Annotated in this window: 11 protein-coding genes; 6 read left to right on the top strand and 5 right to left on the bottom strand. The window is 62.6% G+C overall.

Annotation, left to right across the window (positions count from 1 at the left end):
• Positions 1 to 24: 24 nt before the first annotated feature.
• From GH983_RS17935 to mprF, 4 genes are all read right to left on the bottom strand, one after another.
• Positions 25 to 576 carry a DUF924 family protein gene (locus GH983_RS17935; RefSeq protein ID WP_153763136.1) on the bottom strand — a complete coding sequence of 184 codons (552 nt, stop codon included), beginning with the start codon at positions 574 to 576 and terminating at the stop codon, positions 25 to 27.
• Positions 573 to 1,328 carry a bifunctional 2-polyprenyl-6-hydroxyphenol methylase/3-demethylubiquinol 3-O-methyltransferase UbiG gene (gene ubiG, locus GH983_RS17930; RefSeq protein ID WP_054149947.1) on the bottom strand — a complete coding sequence of 252 codons (756 nt, stop codon included), beginning with the start codon at positions 1,326 to 1,328 and terminating at the stop codon, positions 573 to 575. The genes GH983_RS17935 and ubiG overlap by 4 nt, the downstream gene beginning before the upstream one ends.
• 153 nt (positions 1,329 to 1,481) lie before the next feature.
• Positions 1,482 to 2,858: a virulence factor family protein gene (locus GH983_RS17925; RefSeq protein ID WP_153763135.1), complete on the bottom strand. Its 1,377-nt coding sequence runs from the start codon at positions 2,856 to 2,858 to the stop codon at positions 1,482 to 1,484.
• Positions 2,855 to 5,455 (bottom strand): bifunctional lysylphosphatidylglycerol flippase/synthetase MprF, encoded by a 2,601-nt coding sequence (mprF, locus tag GH983_RS17920; RefSeq protein WP_153763134.1) that lies wholly within the window; start codon positions 5,453 to 5,455, stop codon positions 2,855 to 2,857. The genes GH983_RS17925 and mprF overlap by 4 nt, the downstream gene beginning before the upstream one ends.
• A 282-nt stretch (positions 5,456 to 5,737) precedes the next feature.
• Here mprF and GH983_RS17915 point away from each other — a divergent pair, with 282 nt between their 5' ends.
• The 6 genes from GH983_RS17915 to clpB all read left to right on the top strand — a co-directional run bounded on the left by GH983_RS17915 (position 5,738) and on the right by clpB (position 15,262).
• On the top strand, positions 5,738 to 7,012 hold the full coding sequence (locus GH983_RS17915) for an aspartate kinase (protein WP_054149950.1): 1,275 nt from the start codon (positions 5,738 to 5,740) through the stop codon (positions 7,010 to 7,012).
• Between the two features lie 86 nt (positions 7,013 to 7,098).
• Positions 7,099 to 9,366, top strand: coding sequence for a phosphoenolpyruvate--protein phosphotransferase (gene ptsP / locus GH983_RS17910; protein WP_054149951.1), 2,268 nt, complete (start codon positions 7,099 to 7,101; stop codon positions 9,364 to 9,366).
• A 39-nt stretch (positions 9,367 to 9,405) separates the two neighbouring features.
• The gene (gene prfA, locus GH983_RS17905; RefSeq protein WP_054149952.1) at positions 9,406 to 10,485 is read left to right on the top strand and encodes a peptide chain release factor 1; all 1,080 of its coding nucleotides are present in this window, start codon (positions 9,406 to 9,408) and stop codon (positions 10,483 to 10,485) included.
• A gap of 29 nt (positions 10,486 to 10,514) precedes the next feature.
• Positions 10,515 to 11,357, top strand: a complete 843-nt coding sequence (gene prmC, locus GH983_RS17900) for a peptide chain release factor N(5)-glutamine methyltransferase (RefSeq protein ID WP_153763133.1) — start codon at positions 10,515 to 10,517, stop codon at positions 11,355 to 11,357.
• 329 nt (positions 11,358 to 11,686) lie between these two features.
• Positions 11,687 to 12,451, top strand: coding sequence for a DUF4167 domain-containing protein (locus tag GH983_RS17895; RefSeq protein ID WP_153763132.1), 765 nt, complete (start codon positions 11,687 to 11,689; stop codon positions 12,449 to 12,451).
• 207 nt (positions 12,452 to 12,658) lie between these two features.
• Complete coding sequence (gene clpB, locus GH983_RS17890) at positions 12,659 to 15,262, top strand: ATP-dependent chaperone ClpB (RefSeq protein ID WP_153763131.1); 2,604 nt, start codon at positions 12,659 to 12,661, stop codon at positions 15,260 to 15,262.
• A gap of 87 nt (positions 15,263 to 15,349) precedes the next feature.
• Here the strand turns inward: clpB and GH983_RS17885 are convergent, their stop codons facing one another.
• Complete coding sequence (locus GH983_RS17885; protein ID WP_153763130.1) at positions 15,350 to 17,293, bottom strand: M23 family metallopeptidase; 1,944 nt, start codon at positions 17,291 to 17,293, stop codon at positions 15,350 to 15,352.
• Positions 17,294 to 17,307 lie beyond the last annotated feature (14 nt).

The raw sequence follows: 17,307 nt of genomic DNA, 5'->3' as shown, positions 1-17,307 counted from the left end.
AGCCTTGCCCGTCTGATCGAGGGCTCAGCCCTTGAAACCGTCTTGGTCGAGATAGGCCTGCTCTTCGTGCGTCGTCTTGCGGCCGAGAGCGGTATTGCGGTGAGGAAAGCGGCCGAAGCGCTCGATCAGATCCAGATGCAGAACGGCCCATTTCAGTGCTTCCGCATCACCGGTCTCGTCGCGATGCTTCTCGAAAAGCGAGACGCTGTGGCGCTGGTCTACCATGTCTTCCGAATGTTCGAAGGGCAGGTACATGAAGGGGCGCAGGATAGGCTCGACCTTGATGTCGAAACCCTTGGCCAGAGCGTGGTGGGCTATCGTGCGGGCGAGAGGATCGGTCGCATAGGAATGCGCGCTGCCGCGAAAGAGATTGCGCGGGAACTGGTCGAGCAGCAGGAGAAGAGCGAGGGTGCCCTCAGGGGTCTCCTGCCAATCCGACAATTCGTTGCGCGAAGCCTGGAAATGCAGCTCGGCATAGTCCGCTTCGATTTCGGCGTCGAGCGATTCATTACGCGAAAACCAGGCTTCCGGACCGTGGCGCAGCCAGAAGTCGATGATCGTCTGGGGTGTCGTCATGTCGCCGATCCCGGGCGGCTCGCCAGCATCATGTAGTTTACATCGATGTCTGCCGAGAGGTTCCACTGGTTCTGCAGCGGATTGAAGAAGACGCCTTTGGTTTCGAGGATCTGCATGCCGTTTGCAGAAAGCGGCCGTTCGATTTCCTCGGGGCGGACCAGCTTTTCATACTGGTGAGTACCGCGTGGCAGCCAGCGCAGGACATATTCGGCGCCGACGATGGCAAGCGCTGCGGCTTTCAGCGTGCGATTGATGGTGGAGACGAGCATCAGGCCGCCGGGGCGGACCATGGAGGCGCAGGTCGACAGGAAGAAATCGACGTCGGCGACATGCTCGACGACTTCCATGTTGAGCACGATGTCGAAGGTCTCGCCCTGGGCGGCCAGTTCTTCGGCGGTCACAGCGCGGTAGTCGACCTCGACGCCGCTCTGGGCGGAATGGGTCATGGCGATCTTGATGTTCTTCTCGGAAGCGTCAGCACCAAGAACGCTTGCGCCCATGCGGGCGACCGGTTCCGACAGAAGGCCGCCGCCGCATCCGATGTCGAGGATGCGCAGGCCCTCCAATGGGCGGGCGCTCTTCGGGTCGCGGCCGTAATGCTCGATGACCTTGTCCCTGATATAGGCAAGGCGCACCGGATTGATCTTGTGCAGCGGCTTGAACTTGCCGGTCGGATCCCACCACTCGGCCGCCATGGCGGAAAAGCGGTCGACTTCGGACTGATCGATTGTGGTGCGGGCCTCTGCACTCATGACGGAACCTCCTGGCGCGTTTGTTCATGAAGTCGTCTCGATGACCTTTAAAGTCAAGGGTGGAGACGTCACAGGTGGCGGAGCGACGACGGATTGGCAGGCCTCAAGCGTTCTTGCCGTCGTTCGCGCCAGGTCGTGTTGTCTTGCGGACGATCAACGGGACGTCCGTTTCTCCAGTCCGTCGAGAATGCGTTTGGCAAGGGCGGGATAGTCGCCGTCAAAGTGGTGACCGCCCTTGATGCCGATCGTCTCGATCGGGCCGCCGACGAGATCCTTGCAGGCGTCGTCGTCTTCGTCCGTTCCATACATGCATTGAACCAGGGCGGGGTCGATCCTGGCGACTTCCGTCAGGGGATCTGCCCCGCCGCTTCCGCCACTGCCCAGCCAGCCGGAGACGGACACCTCGTAATCGGCCTCGTGGGACAGCGCGAGCAGGCTCACGAGGGAGACCCGTGACTTCAGCTTGTCGGGCAGCCCGTTATAGGCGGCCGGCAGGATGTCGGCGCCAAAGGAATAGCCGATCAGCATCACGTGCTTCACCTTCCAGCGCTTCTCGTAGGTGTGGATGATGGTGGCGAGATCCCCGCTAGTCTGTTCCGGGGTCTTCTTCGACCAGAAGTAACGGAGCGAATCCACGCCGACGACGGGAATGCCGGCGGCCTGCAAATTGGTGCCGACCTGGCTGTCGAGGTCGCGCCAGCCGCCATCGCCCGAAAAAATCACCGCCATGGTGTCACGGGACGGCGTCGCGTCGAGAATGGTCAGCGGCAGGCCGAGCGGGGTTTCCGCCGCATTGGTCGCCGCGACCAGTTCGTCGATCGTGTCGGAAAAGGCCTTGCTCGTATCCGCATCGATGTCGCGCTGGTCGATGTCCGGATGGCTTGCCACGAGATCGGTCACATGAGCGCGGGCCTCAGGCGTGGCTGAAGGGCTGAAGAGCACGGTCGCAGGATCGGGCAGGTCGCCCGCTGTGAGGCCGTAGATCATCCTGTCGCCATCGACTTTCTTCTCGGCCGGGGTGCAGAACTGTTTGGTGAGCGGGATGCCGGCTTCCGGGTCGAGGGCCAGCGTCTGGCCGATGGTGGCTTTCGGCGTCTGGGCGAGGATGGCGAGCGCCAGTGCCCCGCCTTCGCCGCGGCCTGCGACAACAGGCGGCAGGAAGTTCGCATTGCCTGCCTTGCGCTGCAACTGGCGTCCAAGCGCCTCGATATCGGAGACGGTGTAGATGCAATCGCCTTTGTCGGCAGACAGCGAGGCAATGTATTTCGGCGTGTCGATGCCGACGACAATCGCGCCGTTTGCCTGCAGGCGCTCGGCTTCCTTCTGGTCGGTATCCTGCCAACCCGGCGCATCCGACAGCAGCACGACGAGCGATTGCGGGTCTCCATCGGGCAACAATGTGACTGGCGAGGGGATCATGCCGGTGTCGAGCGGCGGGTCTTCGGCATGGGCCAGACCGGGCGTGATTGTCGGCGAGAGCAAGGCGAGGAGGGGAATTGCGAGCAGCGTCGCGCGGAGGGAGGCCTTCATTTTTTCACCACGCCTTTCAGGCCGCCGCCGATCAGAAGCGTTGCATCGAGCAGGGCCAGTACGGGATTGAGACCGCCGGCGACCGCGAGATAACGCGGCTGCCAGTCGGGGTGGAACTTGGACTTGAAGGCGCGCAGGCCCTTGAAGTTGTAGTAGCGTTCGCCGTGCTCATAGAAAGTGTTGGCAACGCGATCCCAGACGGGAGCCACCTCGCGGCGTGACAGGCCCGACAGTGGTGCCATGCCGAGGTTGAAGTGGCGGTAGCCCTGGTCGCGGAGTGTCGTCATCAGGCGCACGAACAAGAAATCCATCGCGCCTTTCGGGGCATCGGGGGCGAAGCGCATGAGGTCGATCGATGCCTCCTCGCGGGTGTCCGTCAGCAGAATGTCGGCGAAGGCGACGATCCGGCCCCCGTGGCGCAGGATGGCGACCGGTTGGGCTGTCATATAGGTCTCGGTAAAGGCGCCCAGCGAGAAGCCTTTTTCCTTCGCCCTGTGGTGGTCGAGCCAGGCATCGGAGATGCGGCGCAGGTCGTCGAGGATGGCAGCGACGTTTTCCGTCGGGATGATCTCGAAGGTGAGGCCGTCCCGTTCGCCCTTGGCGGCGGCCTGGCGCAGGCCCGCCCATGTGCCGCCCTTCAGGTCGAAGCGTTCGAGATCGACCACCGCCATCTCGCCGAGCTTGAAGGCCTTCATGCCGGCATCGGCGATCACAGGCAGGATGGCGGGGGAAGCCTGGTAGAAGACGGCACGGCATCCGCTCGCACGTGCCGTTTCGACGAATTGCCAGACGAGCTCGTCACGCGAGGCTTTCGGCCCGACGGGATCGAGGAAGGCAATCAGGGACCGGCCCTGGCGGCCATACATCAGGAATGCCTCGCCATCGGGTGAGACCATCACGGACTTGTCGCCGGTGCGCACGAGATTGGCGTCGGCCACATCGTGGCGGTCGAGAATGGCGACGGCTTTCGCCAGTTCCTCCTCGCCTGCCGGGTGGATCGCCGGGGCTGCCGGGCGCATGAGGCTGAAGAGGCAGACACCCATGGCGACGACGGTGAGACCGAGCATGGCGCGAAGCGAGCGCGGCGCCTCGGCATCGAAGGCGAACTGCCACCAGAGCGCATGGCTGTATTCGACGTCACGATAGACGAAGAGGAGGACGATGACCGCGCCGCCGATCAGGACTGCAACAGCGAGCAGCCAGGAGGAGGTGAGCGCCTGGCCGAGGGATGCCCTGCGATGAAAAAGGCGGCGGCTCGGGAGGAGGCCGATGACGAGAATGGCGAGCAGGGCCGCTTCGTAGATGGCGACGGCCTTGGCGAGCGACAGGACGAGGGCGAGCAGGGCGACAAGCAGGGTGCCCCACCAGGCGCCGTCGAGACGCTGGGCCAAGCCGCGGGCGACGACGACGAGCATCAGGCCGAGGATGCTGGCGAGGAGATGGGCGCCTTCGACCACGGGGAGCGGCAGGAACCCCGCCAGCAGGTCGAGATTGTCGCCCGGTGTGGGCGTCACGCTCGACAGCACCAGCATGGCGCCGAGGACCAGAGCAAGTGCTGCGAGAAGCGTCGGGGCAAGGCGTCCGGCGGTCCTGGCGACACCTGTTGCGAGCGGGCTCGCCGACAACTGGCGCAGTTCGGTTGCCGTGACCACGAAGATGGCGATGACCAGCGGCAGAACATAATAGATGGCGCGGTAGGCGACGAGTGAGGCAAGCAGCGCGTCGCCCGGAACCTCTGAGCCGAGGGCGGCCAGGATCACGGCCTCGAAGACGCCAAGGCCGGCGGGTACGTGGCTGACGACACCGATGCCGATGGCGACGGCATAGACGGCGAAGAAAGCAGGCCAGGAAATCTGTGCTTCTGCTGGCAGAAGGGCATAGAGCACCGACGCTGCAAAGGCGACATCAAGCACGGTCACCAGGAATTGCCGCGAGAGCGTGCCGGTATCGGGGAGGCGCAGCGTGCGGCCGGCAAACTTCAATCCGCCACTGCGGGCGATGCCGAGAAGCAGCAGGATCGCGATGAGGATGATGGTGCTGACCGTCGCAAGCGTCGTGGAGGAAATTCCCAGCAGCGGTGCGATTTCGCCGGCCATCGGCACCAGGCTGCCTGTGGTCAGCAGGGCGAGGCCGAGCGAGAAGGACACAGTGACGAAGGCGATGATGCGGCCAATTTCGTCCGGCGAGAGGCCGGCGCGGGAATAGGCGCGGTAGCGGATGGCACCACCCGACAATGCGCCGAAGCCTGCGACATTGCCCACGGCATAGGCGCTGAAGGCGGTGAGCGCCACCTCCTGCCAGGGGCGCTTGCGGCCGATATGGGACAGGGCGTTCAGATCATAGAAGCAGAGGGTGACGAAGCTCAGTGCCGTGAAAAGCACGGCGAGCGCGATCGAGGAGGCACTTGTCGCCTCCAGGGAACGGATCACGTCGGCATAGGTGACCTCCTCCGTCAGCCGGTAGACGGCATAACCGACGGCGGCAAAGACGAGGAGTGCCGCGACTGCCGCGATCGACTTCGCATGTCTGTTAAAGAAGGAAGGCGGCGGGAGGTTGTCGCTGAGGGCAGGCTCGGGAAGCGCGTCTAATGCTTTCATGACACCCTATCCGGTATCGATCGACCAACATGTGACGATCCAGCCTCCCAGCCCGGGCGTCGCCTCATGGTTGGCGCCCGAATTCGATCCAAATTAAGGCAGGGTTCCCGCACGCCTGCTGCGACCGAAAATCCGCGCTTTACCGTACCGTTTGGGGGGCAAGTGGCCGTTGCGCCCCGGGAACATATAGACTAAAAGCCCCGCAACCTGAGGCCTATCCGCCCAGGTCGGTGTTTTTGTGCCGGGGTTCCGGCGTCTTTCAAGGGCATATGGTTCAAGTCTATGGCTCGCATCGTCATGAAATTCGGCGGGACATCCGTCGCCAATCTGGATCGCATTTATAATGTCGCGCGCCATGTGAAACGCGAAGTGGATGCGGGTCACGAAGTGGCCGTGGTTGTCTCGGCCATGTCGGGCAAGACGAATGAGCTGGTCGACTGGGTGCAAAACATGCCCAAAGTCGCCGGTGCCGCTTCGCCCTTTTACGACGCGCGTGAATATGATGCCGTCGTCGCTTCGGGCGAACAGGTCACTGCCGGCCTGCTGGCGATTGCGCTCCAGTCGATGGATATCAATGCCCGCTCCTGGCAGGGCTGGCAGATCCCGATCAAGACCGACAACGCCCATGGTGCTGCCCGCATCCAGGAGATCGACGGCACCGAGATCATTCGCCGTATGGCCGAAGGCCAGGTGGCTGTCGTTGCCGGTTTCCAGGGTATCGGCCCTGACAACCGCATCGCGACGCTCGGCCGTGGTGGCTCTGATACGTCTGCCGTTGCGATTGCCGCCGGCGTCAAGGCCGACCGTTGCGACATCTATACCGACGTTGACGGCGTCTATACGACCGACCCGCGCATCGAGCCCAAGGCACGTCGCCTGAAGAAGATCGCGTTTGAGGAAATGCTCGAAATGGCCTCGCTCGGCGCCAAGGTGCTGCAGGTCCGCTCCGTCGAACTCGCCATGGTGCACAAGGTCCGCACCTTCGTGCGCTCCAGCTTTGAAGATCCCGATGCACCGGGCATGGGTGATCTCCTGAACCCGCCCGGTACATTGATTTGCGATGAGGAAGAGATCGTGGAACAGGAAGTCGTCACCGGTATTGCCTATGCCAAGGATGAAGCCCAGATTTCGCTGCGCCGTCTGGCCGACCGGCCGGGTGTCTCGGCTGCGATCTTCGGGCCACTCGCCGAATCCCACATCAATGTCGACATGATCGTTCAGAACATCTCTGAAGATGGTTCGAAGACTGACATGACCTTTACGGTGCCCTCTGGAGACGTGGACAAGGCGCTCGCCGTTCTCGGCTCCAACAAGGAGAAGATCGGTTTCGACGTCGTCCAGAGCGAGAAGGGTCTCGTGAAGGTTTCCGTCATCGGTATCGGCATGCGCAGCCATGCAGGCGTTGCCGCGACCGCCTTCCGTGCGCTGGCCGAGAAGGGCATCAACATCAAGGCGATCACGACGTCCGAGATCAAGATCTCGATCCTGATCGACGGCCCCTATGCCGAGCTTGCGGTTCGGACTTTGCATTCCTGCTACGGTCTGGATAAGAATTGATTCCTGAGAGCGGACATCCGTGACCCGACCCCTGAAAAGGTAAGGGTAACAATCCGCTGACCAATGGGAAGTGGAGCAAAATCGGGATGAGAGACCTTTCTGCGGGTCCCCGCGTCCTCCTCAAGCGGCTGCGCGAATTGATGGCGGAGCCGCTCGAGCCGCAGGAGCGACTGGATCGGATCGTTCGCCAGATCGCGAACAACATGGTCGCAGAGGTGTGCTCCGTCTATGTGCTGCGCTCCGACGGCGTTCTCGAGCTTTATGCGACCGAAGGTCTGAACAAGGACGCCGTTCACCTGGCCCAGCTGAAAATGGGTCAGGGTCTCGTCGGTACGATCGCCGCATCCGCGCAATCGCTCAATCTTTCGGATGCCCAGGCGCATCCGGCCTTCCGCTACCTGCCGGAAACCGGGGAAGAGATCTACCACTCCTTCCTTGGGGTGCCGATCCTGCGTGCCGGGCGAAGCCTTGGCGTTCTCGTCGTACAGAACAAGGCGCAGCGGAACTATCGCGAGGACGAGCTCGAAGCGCTCGAGACGACCGCGATGGTGATTGCCGAGATGATCGCCACCGGCGAGCTCAAGAAGATTACCCGGCCCGGCCTCGAACTTGATCTGACGCGACCCGTCTCGATCGACGGCGACAGCTACTCCGAAGGCATAGGCCTCGGCTATGTCGTGCTGCATGAGCCGCGAATCGTCGTCACCAATCTGTTGAACGAAGACAGCGAGACGGAAATCCGCCGGCTGGCAACGGCCCTCGGATCGCTGCGCATTTCGATCGACGACATGCTGTCGCGGCGCGAAATCTCCATGGAAGGCGAGCATCGCGACGTGCTCGAAACCTACCGCATGTTTGCCCATGACCAGGGCTGGGTGCGGCGCATGGAAGAGGCGATCCACAACGGTCTGACGGCGGAAGCCGCGGTCGAGAAAGTGCAGAGCGACACCAAGGCGCGCATGATGCGCCTGACCGATCCCTATCTGCGCGAGCGCATGCACGACTTCGACGACCTGGCGAACCGCTTGCTGCGCCAGCTCACCGGCTTTTCGCCGCACAGTGCTGCCGAAGGCTTCCCGAACGACGCGATCGTCTTTGCGCGCGCCATGGGGGCGGCCGAGCTGCTCGATTATCCGCGTGCCAACCTGCGCGGCCTCGTGCTCGAAGAAGGAGCCGTCACCAGCCACGTCGTGATTGTTGCGCGTGCCATGGGCATTGCGGTCGTCGGCCAGGCGGCGGGTGCCGTGGCGCTTGCTGAAAACGGTGATCCCGTCATCATCGACGGTGACGACGGCAAGGTGCATGTGCGCCCGGTTGCCGATTTGCAGAAGGCTTATGAGGAAAAGGTCAAGCTCCGGGCCAAGCGGCAGGAACAGTTCCGCGCGCTGCGCGATGTCGAGCCTGTCACCAAGGACGGTCACCGGATCAAGCTGCAGATGAATGCGGGCCTTCTGGTCGATCTGCCGCAACTGGCCGATTCCGGTGCCGATGGCATCGGGCTGTTCCGCACCGAATTGCAGTTCATGATTTCCTCGACCATGCCGAAGGGCGAGGAGCAGGAGAGCTTTTACCGCAATGTGCTGAAACAGGCGGCTGGCCGTCCGGTCACCTTCCGCACGCTCGATATCGGCGGTGACAAGGTCGTTCCCTATTTCCGCTCCCAGGAAGAAGAGAATCCGGCGCTTGGCTGGCGGGCGATCCGCCTGTCGCTTGATCGGCCGGGATTGCTGCGCACCCAGTTGAGGGCGCTGCTGAAGGCTGCCTCCGGCGCCGAGCTCAAGATGATGCTGCCGATGGTGACCGAGGTCTCGGAGATCCGGGCCGTGCGCGAACTGATGCAGAAGGAGATCCAGCACATCTCCAAGTTCGGCCATCAGTTGCCGAAGAAGCTGCAGTTCGGCGCCATGCTCGAAGTGCCGGCGCTGCTCTGGCAGCTCGACGAGCTTATGGACGAAGTGGATTTCGTCTCGGTCGGATCGAACGACCTCTTCCAGTTTGCCATGGCCGTTGATCGTGGCAATGCCCGCGTGTCTGACCGTTTCGACGTGCTGGGGCGACCTTTCCTCAGGATTCTGAGGGATATTGTTCGCGCCGGCGAGCGCAACAAGACGCCGGTGACCCTTTGCGGCGAGATGGCATCGAAGCCGCTCCCGGCGATGGCCCTGCTCGGCATCGGCTTCCGCTCCATCTCGATGTCGCCGACGGCGATCGGTCCGGTCAAGGCCATGTTGCTCGGTCTCGACGTCGGTCTGCTCTCGGAGGTTTTGATGGCTGCGCTTGACGACGACACCCCGGGCGTGTCAGTGCGCGACCTGCTCCTCCGCCATGCGGAAGAGCACAACATCCCCGTCTGACTTTGAAGACTGACTTTGGCGACTGACCTGGAGTAAAGGGTGGCGAAGCTTCCTGTCGAGAAAATGCGCGAGCTCGAACGTCGGTTCGGCGAGATCGAGGCGCGAATGTCGGCGGGACCGGCAGCTGATGTCTATGTGAAGCTGGCATCGGAGTATTCCGAACTCGAGCCGGTCGTGAAGAAGATCCGCGAATACCAGTCTGCGATCGACGAGGCCGACGGCTTGCGCGCCATGCTGTCCGACAAGGCGACGGACCGGGAGATGCGCGATCTTGCCGAGATGGAATTGCCCGAGGTCGAAAGCCGGATCGAGGCGCTTGAGGGCGAGATGCAGATCCTGCTTCTGCCGAAGGATGCCGCCGACGAGAAGAGCGCGATCCTGGAAATCCGTGCCGGAACCGGCGGGTCCGAGGCAGCACTCTTTGCCGGTGACCTGTTCCGGATGTACGAGCGCTTTGCCTCGACGAAAGGCTGGAAAGTCGAAGTGCTTTCCGCCAGCGAAGGGGAAGCCGGTGGCTACAAGGAAATCATCGCAACGATCAGCGGTCGGGGCGTGTTCTCCAAGCTGAAGTTCGAATCCGGCGTTCACCGCGTGCAGCGCGTGCCGGAAACAGAAGCGAGCGGGCGCATTCATACGTCTGCGGCAACCGTTGCCGTTCTCCCGGAAGCCGAAGACATCGACATCGAGATCCGGCCGGAAGACATCCGCATCGATACGATGCGCGCTTCGGGTGCCGGCGGCCAGCATGTCAACACGACCGACTCGGCCGTGCGTATCACCCATCTGCCGACCGGCCTGATCGTGACGTCGTCAGAGAAATCGCAGCACCAGAACCGCGCCAAGGCCATGCAGGTGCTGCGTTCCCGGCTTTACGATATCGAGCGACAGAAGCTCGACAGCGAGCGATCGGCAAACCGCAAGAGCCAGGTCGGTTCGGGCGACCGTTCGGAACGTATCCGGACCTATAACTTCCCGCAGGGGCGCGTGACCGACCACCGGATCAACCTGACGCTCTACAAGCTCGACCGGATGATCGAAGGTGATCTCGATGAAATGCTCGATGCGCTGATTTCCGATTATCAGGCCGGGCAGCTTGCGCAGCTGGGCGAAAACCAGTGACGGGGGTCGCGCCAACAGCACGGTTGCTGATGGCGGACGCCCGGCGTCGTTTTGAGGCTGTCGGATTGGACGATGCTGCAACCGATGCGCGGGTGCTCGTCTGCGGCCTTCTCAAGCTTAGCCCGACGGCCCTGTTGCTCGAGGGTGAGAAGCCGGTTTTGCCGGAAGGCGTGGCACAGGTGGAGGCGGCCGTGCTTCGGCGTCTGGCCCGCGAGCCGGTCCATCGCATCCTTGGTCGGCGTGACTTTTACGGGCTCGATCTCGCGCTTTCATCCGGGACGCTCGAACCCCGACCGGATACGGAAATCCTGGTTGACGTGATCCTGCCACATCTCAAGTCCATGGTCCTGCAAGGTCGCAAGCCGAAACTTGTCGATCTTGGAACGGGAACCGGAGCGATCGCGCTTGCGTTGCTTCACGAATGCCCCGAGGCCGAGGCCATGGGGATCGATATCTCCGAAGACGCCTTGAAGACAGCTGCTGACAATGCCGAGCGCAACGGGCTGGGGTCGCGTTTTGTCACGCGGTCAGGACCGTGGTTCGACAAGACAGCCGAACGGTTCGACATCATCGTTTCCAATCCACCCTATATCCGCAGCGATGTGGTCAAGGGACTGGAACCGGAAGTGACCAAGTTCGATCCGATGGTAGCGCTGGATGGTGGTCCGGACGGGCTCGACGCCTATCGGGCGATTGCCCAGAGTGCTGCGAGCCACCTCGAAGACCAGGGGCTCATTGGCCTGGAGATCGGTTTCGACCAGCGTCGAGACGTTACGCAAATATTTGAATTGGCGGGTTTTTTGCTTGTCGAAGAGCACCGCGACTACGGCCACAATGACCGTGTCCTGGTGTTTGCGAAGAGGCTTGATTAGCGCATTTGCTGCGGCTGCTAAGGATAATTTCGGGAAACATAGAAAAAGGCTTGGTTTTCCGAATGAAGCGTAATAGCTTGCGGGCACGCAACGGGCGGCGGGGAAAGAACGAAGATTCGTTCGCGACTGGGCCGGCTTCGAAAAAGTTCGCTGTCGAACTCCGCGAAGCACGACTGGACCGATGCGTACTCAGTAAACTCGACTTTCACCAGCGGCGAGCAAGGCGAGAGCGCGGTCTGTCGGCGGCGCGTGGAGACTTGGTCCGGTTCAATAAGAGCCCATGGCGTTGCCCTTTATCAGCACAACAAAGACATTCAGGTGAAGCATCTATGAGGCCAGGACAGCAAAACAAGCGTGGTCGGGGGCGTAACAACAATGGCGGCGGCGGTGGCGGCGGCGGTGGAAACAACAATTTCAACCGCAAGGGCCAAAACCCGCTCACCCGGACCTATGACAGCTCCGGCCCCGATGTGAAGATCCGCGGCACCGCCCAGCACATCGCCGAGAAATATTCCACGCTCGCTCGCGACGCCCAAAGCGCCGGCGACCGCGTCATGGCGGAAAACTACCTGCAGCACGCCGAGCACTATAACCGCATCATTGCGGCCGCTCAGTCGCAGATGCAGGAACGCTTCCAGCGTGACGACCGCGATGGCGGCGACGACCGTCAGGATTACAACGAACGGGACGGCGAGGATTTCGACGGCTCGGAAGACAATGCCGCCCAGGCTAGCGAGCGTCCGCAGCAGCAGGCACCGCAGCCGCAGCAACAGAACCGTCAGCAGCACGAGCGCCGCCAGCGGGAGCCGCGCGAGCCGCAGGCCCAGCCGCAGCCGCAGGCGGAGATCGCCGGTACGGGTCCGCAGCCGGTCATCGAAGACATGCCGGCGGAAGCCGCAGCCGCTGCTGCCGAGAGCCAGGCGGAAGCCGGGGCCGAGCGCCAGCCGCGCCGTCGCAATGCCGGCAACCGTCCGCGTCGCCAGCCGCGCCGCAGCGCTGCCGGTGATGAAGGCGGTGAAGGTGCTGAAGGTGGCGAAGGTGGAAACGGCGAAGGCGGCGAAGCACCCGCTCTTGCCGAAGCCGCTTCGGAATGAGCTTTTCGAGCTCGATTTGACGATTGCAAAACTCCGGGCTCAGACCCGGAGTTTTTCGTTTATCTGCCTCTTTAAAGGGCAAAATCCCGCTCCCATATCTCGGTCAGGGGAGCGGTTTTCGCTCCGGGGTCCGCCGCTTCCGGGGACCTCATCCACACCAACCGACCTGTGCCGATTGCGGGCAGGGCGGGGAAACGGAGAGTGACTATGAATATCGAGAAATATTCCGAACGCGTGCGCGGATTTCTGCAATCGGCACAGACCTATGCCCTGTCGGAAGGGCACCAGCAGTTCACACCCGAACACGTGTTGAAGGTTCTGCTCGATGATGAGCAGGGCATGGCCTCCTCGCTGATCAGCCGTGCGGGCGGTGATGCCAAGGCCGTGCGGATCGCCAATGATGCCGCACTTGCCAAGCTGCCCAAAGTGTCCGGGGGCAATGGCCAGGTCTATCTGGCGCAGCCACTTGCCAAGGTGTTTTCGACCGCCGAAGACGCGGCCAAGAAGGCTGGCGACAGCTTCGTCACCGTCGAGCGTCTTCTGCTGGCGCTTGCGGTCGAGTCTTCCGCTTCGACTTCGGCTTCGCTGAAGAAGGGCGGCGTGACCGCCAATGCGCTGAACCAGGTGATCAACGAGGTCCGCAAGGGCCGCACGGCCGATGGTGCGAATGCCGAGGCCGGCTTCGACGCCCTGAAGAAATATGCGCGGGATCTCACGGCTGAAGCGCGCGAAGGCAGGCTCGATCCGGTCATCGGTCGCGATGACGAGATCCGGCGCACGATCCAGGTTCTGTCGCGTCGCACGAAGAACAATCCCGTTCTGATCGGTGAACCCGGCGTCGGCAAGACGGCGATCGCCGAGGGTCTGGCGCTGCGCATCATCAATGGCGACGTACCGGAGAGCCTAAAGGACAAGAAGCTCATGGCGCTCGACATGGGTGCCTTGATTGCCGGTGCCAAGTATCGCGGCGAATTCGAAGAGCGTCTCAAGGCGGTGCTGAACGAGGTGCAGGCCGAGAACGGCGAGATCATCCTTTTCATCGACGAGATGCATACGCTTGTCGGTGCCGGCAAGGCCGACGGTGCCATGGATGCGTCCAACCTGTTGAAGCCGGCGCTTGCGCGCGGTGAACTCCACTGCGTCGGCGCGACCACGCTCGACGAATACCGCAAGCATGTCGAAAAGGATCCGGCGCTCGCCCGGCGCTTCCAGCCTGTTATGGTCGAGGAACCGACGGTCGAGGATACGATCTCGATCCTGCGCGGCCTGAAGGAGAAGTACGAGCAGCACCACAAGGTGCGGATCTCCGACTCCGCTCTGGTTGCTGCCGCGACGCTGTCCAACCGCTACATCACCGACCGCTTCCTGCCCGACAAGGCGATCGACCTGATGGACGAGGCCGCCTCGCGGCTCCGGATGCAGGTGGATTCCAAGCCCGAAGAGCTCGACGAACTCGATCGCCGCATCATTCAGCTGAAGATCGAGCGCGAAGCGCTGAAAAAGGAAACCGATGCGGCGTCCGCCGACCGGCTCGCGCGTCTTGAAACCGAGCTCACTTCGCTCGAGGAAGAGGCGGATGCGCTGACGGCCCGCTGGCAGGCGGAAAAGCAGAAGCTCGGCCTCGCCGCCGATCTCAAGCGTCAACTGGACGAAACCCGCAACGAGCTTGCGATTGCTCAGCGCCAGGGTGAATTCCAGCGCGCCGGCGAACTCGCCTATGGCGTGATCCCGAAGCTCGAAAAAGAGCTGGTGGATGCGGAGGCGCAGGATGGTTCGGCCGCCGGCAATATGGTGCAGGAGGTGGTTAACCCCGACGGCATCGCCCATGTCGTATCCCGCTGGACCGGTATCCCCGTCGACAAGATGCTGGAAGGCGAGCGCGACAAGCTGCTCAGAATGGAGGACGACCTGGCGAAATCGGTCGTCGGCCAGGGTGATGCGGTGCAAGCCGTGTCGCGGGCGGTTCGCCGTGCGCGTGCCGGCCTGCAGGATCCGAACCGGCCGATCGGCTCGTTCATCTTCCTCGGCCCCACTGGCGTCGGCAAGACCGAGCTCACCAAGTCGCTTGCACGCTTCCTGTTCGATGACGAGACAGCCATGGTCCGGCTCGACATGTCGGAATACATGGAGAAGCATTCGGTCGCCCGGCTGATCGGGGCGCCTCCCGGCTATGTCGGCTATGAGGAAGGTGGCGCGCTCACCGAAGCGATCCGTCGCAAGCCCTATCAGGTCGTGCTATTCGACGAGATCGAGAAGGCGCATCCTGATGTGTTCAACGTTCTCCTGCAGGTGCTCGACGACGGGCGCCTGACGGACGGGCAGGGCCGAACGGTCGATTTCAAGAACACGATCATCATCATGACCTCGAACCTCGGGGCCGATTATCTGACGAGCCTCGGCGAGGACCAGGATGTCGACCAGGTGCGCGATCAGGTGATGGATGTGGTCAAGGCCTCGTTCCGACCGGAATTCCTCAACCGTGTCGATGAGATCATCCTCTTCCACCGGCTGCGCCGGACGGAGATGGGTGCGATCGTCGACATCCAGATGACGCGGCTGCTCTCGCTGCTTTCGGAACGCAAGATCCGCATCGATCTCGCCCCGGACGCGCGCGCCTGGCTGGCCGACAAGGGTTACGACCCGGTCTATGGCGCCCGTCCGCTGAAGCGGGTGATCCAGAAATACCTGCAGGACCCGCTCGCCGAGCAGATCCTGTCCGGTCAGGTGCTGGACGGATCCGATGTCACGATCGAGGCGGGCAGCGATCGGCTGTTGATCTCGCCCAAGGCTTCAGTCAGCGCTGCGGCTTAAGCCCAGTCGCTTCGTCTGCACAAAAACCAAAACGGCGGTCCTTGCGGGCCGCCGTTTTCCGTTTGTCTGACGCGCTGACGGTTCAATTCACCGGCTTGCGACCTGGGCAGGGCGCCCACCTGTTTGCAGCAGGGTGTCGATACGCTGACGCTCCTGCTGGAAGGCGGCAAGTGCCGGACCCTCGAGCGCCTTGCCACCCGGCAGACGGACCTTCATCGCGTCGACCTTTGTGCCGTTGACGATCAGTTCGTAATGCAGGTGGGAGCCGGTCGATGCGCCGGTCGAGCCGACGAAGCCGATCACCTGGCCCTGATTGACCTTGGCGCCGGGCACGATGCCCTTGGCGATGCCGCTCTGGTGATTGTAGGAGGTGACATAACCATTGGCATGGCGGATCAGCGTCTGATTGCCGTAGCCCGAGGCCCAGCCGGCTTTCTCGACGACGCCATTGCCGGCGGAAATGATTGGCGTGCCGCGCGGGGCTGCCCAGTCGACGCCGGTATGCATGCGCGAATACCCGAGGATCGGATGTCGGCGCATGCCGAAGCCGGAGGTGAAGCGGCCGTTGGGCACCGGATTTCTCAACAGGAACTGGCGGATCGATTTGCCGTTTTCGTCGAAATAATCGAGCGAGCCGTCTTCGGGATCCTGGAAGCGGTAGAACTGGGTGATCGAGTCGCCGAAGCGGGCGCGTACATAGAGGAGCTCGCTATCCTCCGTCGCTCGGCCTTCATCATCGGTGACGGAGAAGACTGCTTCGAGCATGTCGGTCGGCTTCAACTGTGCCTGGAAATCGACATTGGCGGCTAGAAGCCGGATGACCTGTGCGGTCAGATCCTGGTTCATCCCGTAGGACAAGGCGGCGCGGTAGATGCCGTCATAGACGCGTGGCAGATCGCGGCCGGACATCAGGGCTGGCTGGGAGGTCTCGAAGGCACCGGCCACGGCGTCGAGTTCCGGCGGTTCGGCACCCTCGACGAGACGGCCGACGTCATTGACGGCCATCGTCACGATATGATCGGCCCGGTGGTAGAGCGAAAAACGCACGAGGCGTACCTCATCGCCACGCTGCAAGAGCCCGACGCGGATCACGTCACCCTCGACGAGCTCGGTCTCTTTCATGAAGGGCGCCAATGCCCTGCCGACATCCTCGGCCTTTGTTTCGGGATAGCCGGCGGCCTGCATCAGCGCCGCCACGGATTGCGGCTGTCGGACCGGCAGGATGTCGTCGGCATATTCCGGGGTCATCGGCGTGATGATTTCCGGTTCGGCGACGCTCATATTCTCTTCGACGATACGTGCGGTCACCCCGACGGAGAGATCGAGCCCGGTGTCCTCCGCGTCGAAGCGGCGCGGGTCGATGTAATAGAGCGCTGCGACCTGGGTGTTGCCATCGGTCAGAACGGAGCCGTTCGAGCGGACATTTTCTTCGACTTCGTCGAAGGTCATTTCGCCGGCCAGCGGTTTATCCGGAACGGTCGGGAATGGGGTCGACTTCAGGATGACCTCGGATTCGACATCCGAGCCATAGAGCGAGCCTGCCCGATTGGCGACAGGCGGGGTTGTGTCATCGGTGGCGAAGATTGCAAGCGGATCGAAGCGCGGATAGCGCTCCTGAACGGCGTAGTCAGCGGCGAGCACCATCTTCACATGCGCGAAGGGCAGCTTGCGGACAACCTCGCGCTCGCCATCCTTGAAAACTGTGGGGACGTCGAGGATGGCCTTGTCAACGGGGCGGGCGGCGATTTTCGGCGCAAAGATTCTGTCTCCGCGCATGGTTTCCTCGTCCGCACTTTCATCCGGATCTGGCGGCACGACAGCAAAGGCCTCGGCCGGGATGGCGAGCTGCTGTCGGCCGTCGAGGGCTGCAAACAGGGCGACACCCATAAGAATGCAGGAGGTGATGCCGGTCAGGAAGGTACCCGACAGCCAGCGCAGGGAGATCTCCCGGCGATCGGGCGCACGAAGACCGTCGGCCAGGATCGGAGGCTCGCCACCAAGCGAGCGCATCAGGTCGCGGTCTGTCGTCATGCCGTCTTCTGGTC

Origin of the sequence: Agrobacterium sp. MA01 (assembly GCF_009650195.1) — a bacterium.
GTDB lineage: Bacteria > Pseudomonadota > Alphaproteobacteria > Rhizobiales > Rhizobiaceae > Allorhizobium.
The sequence above is the reverse complement of the archived record's forward strand: the minus strand, read 5'-3'. Positions and strand labels throughout refer to the sequence as shown.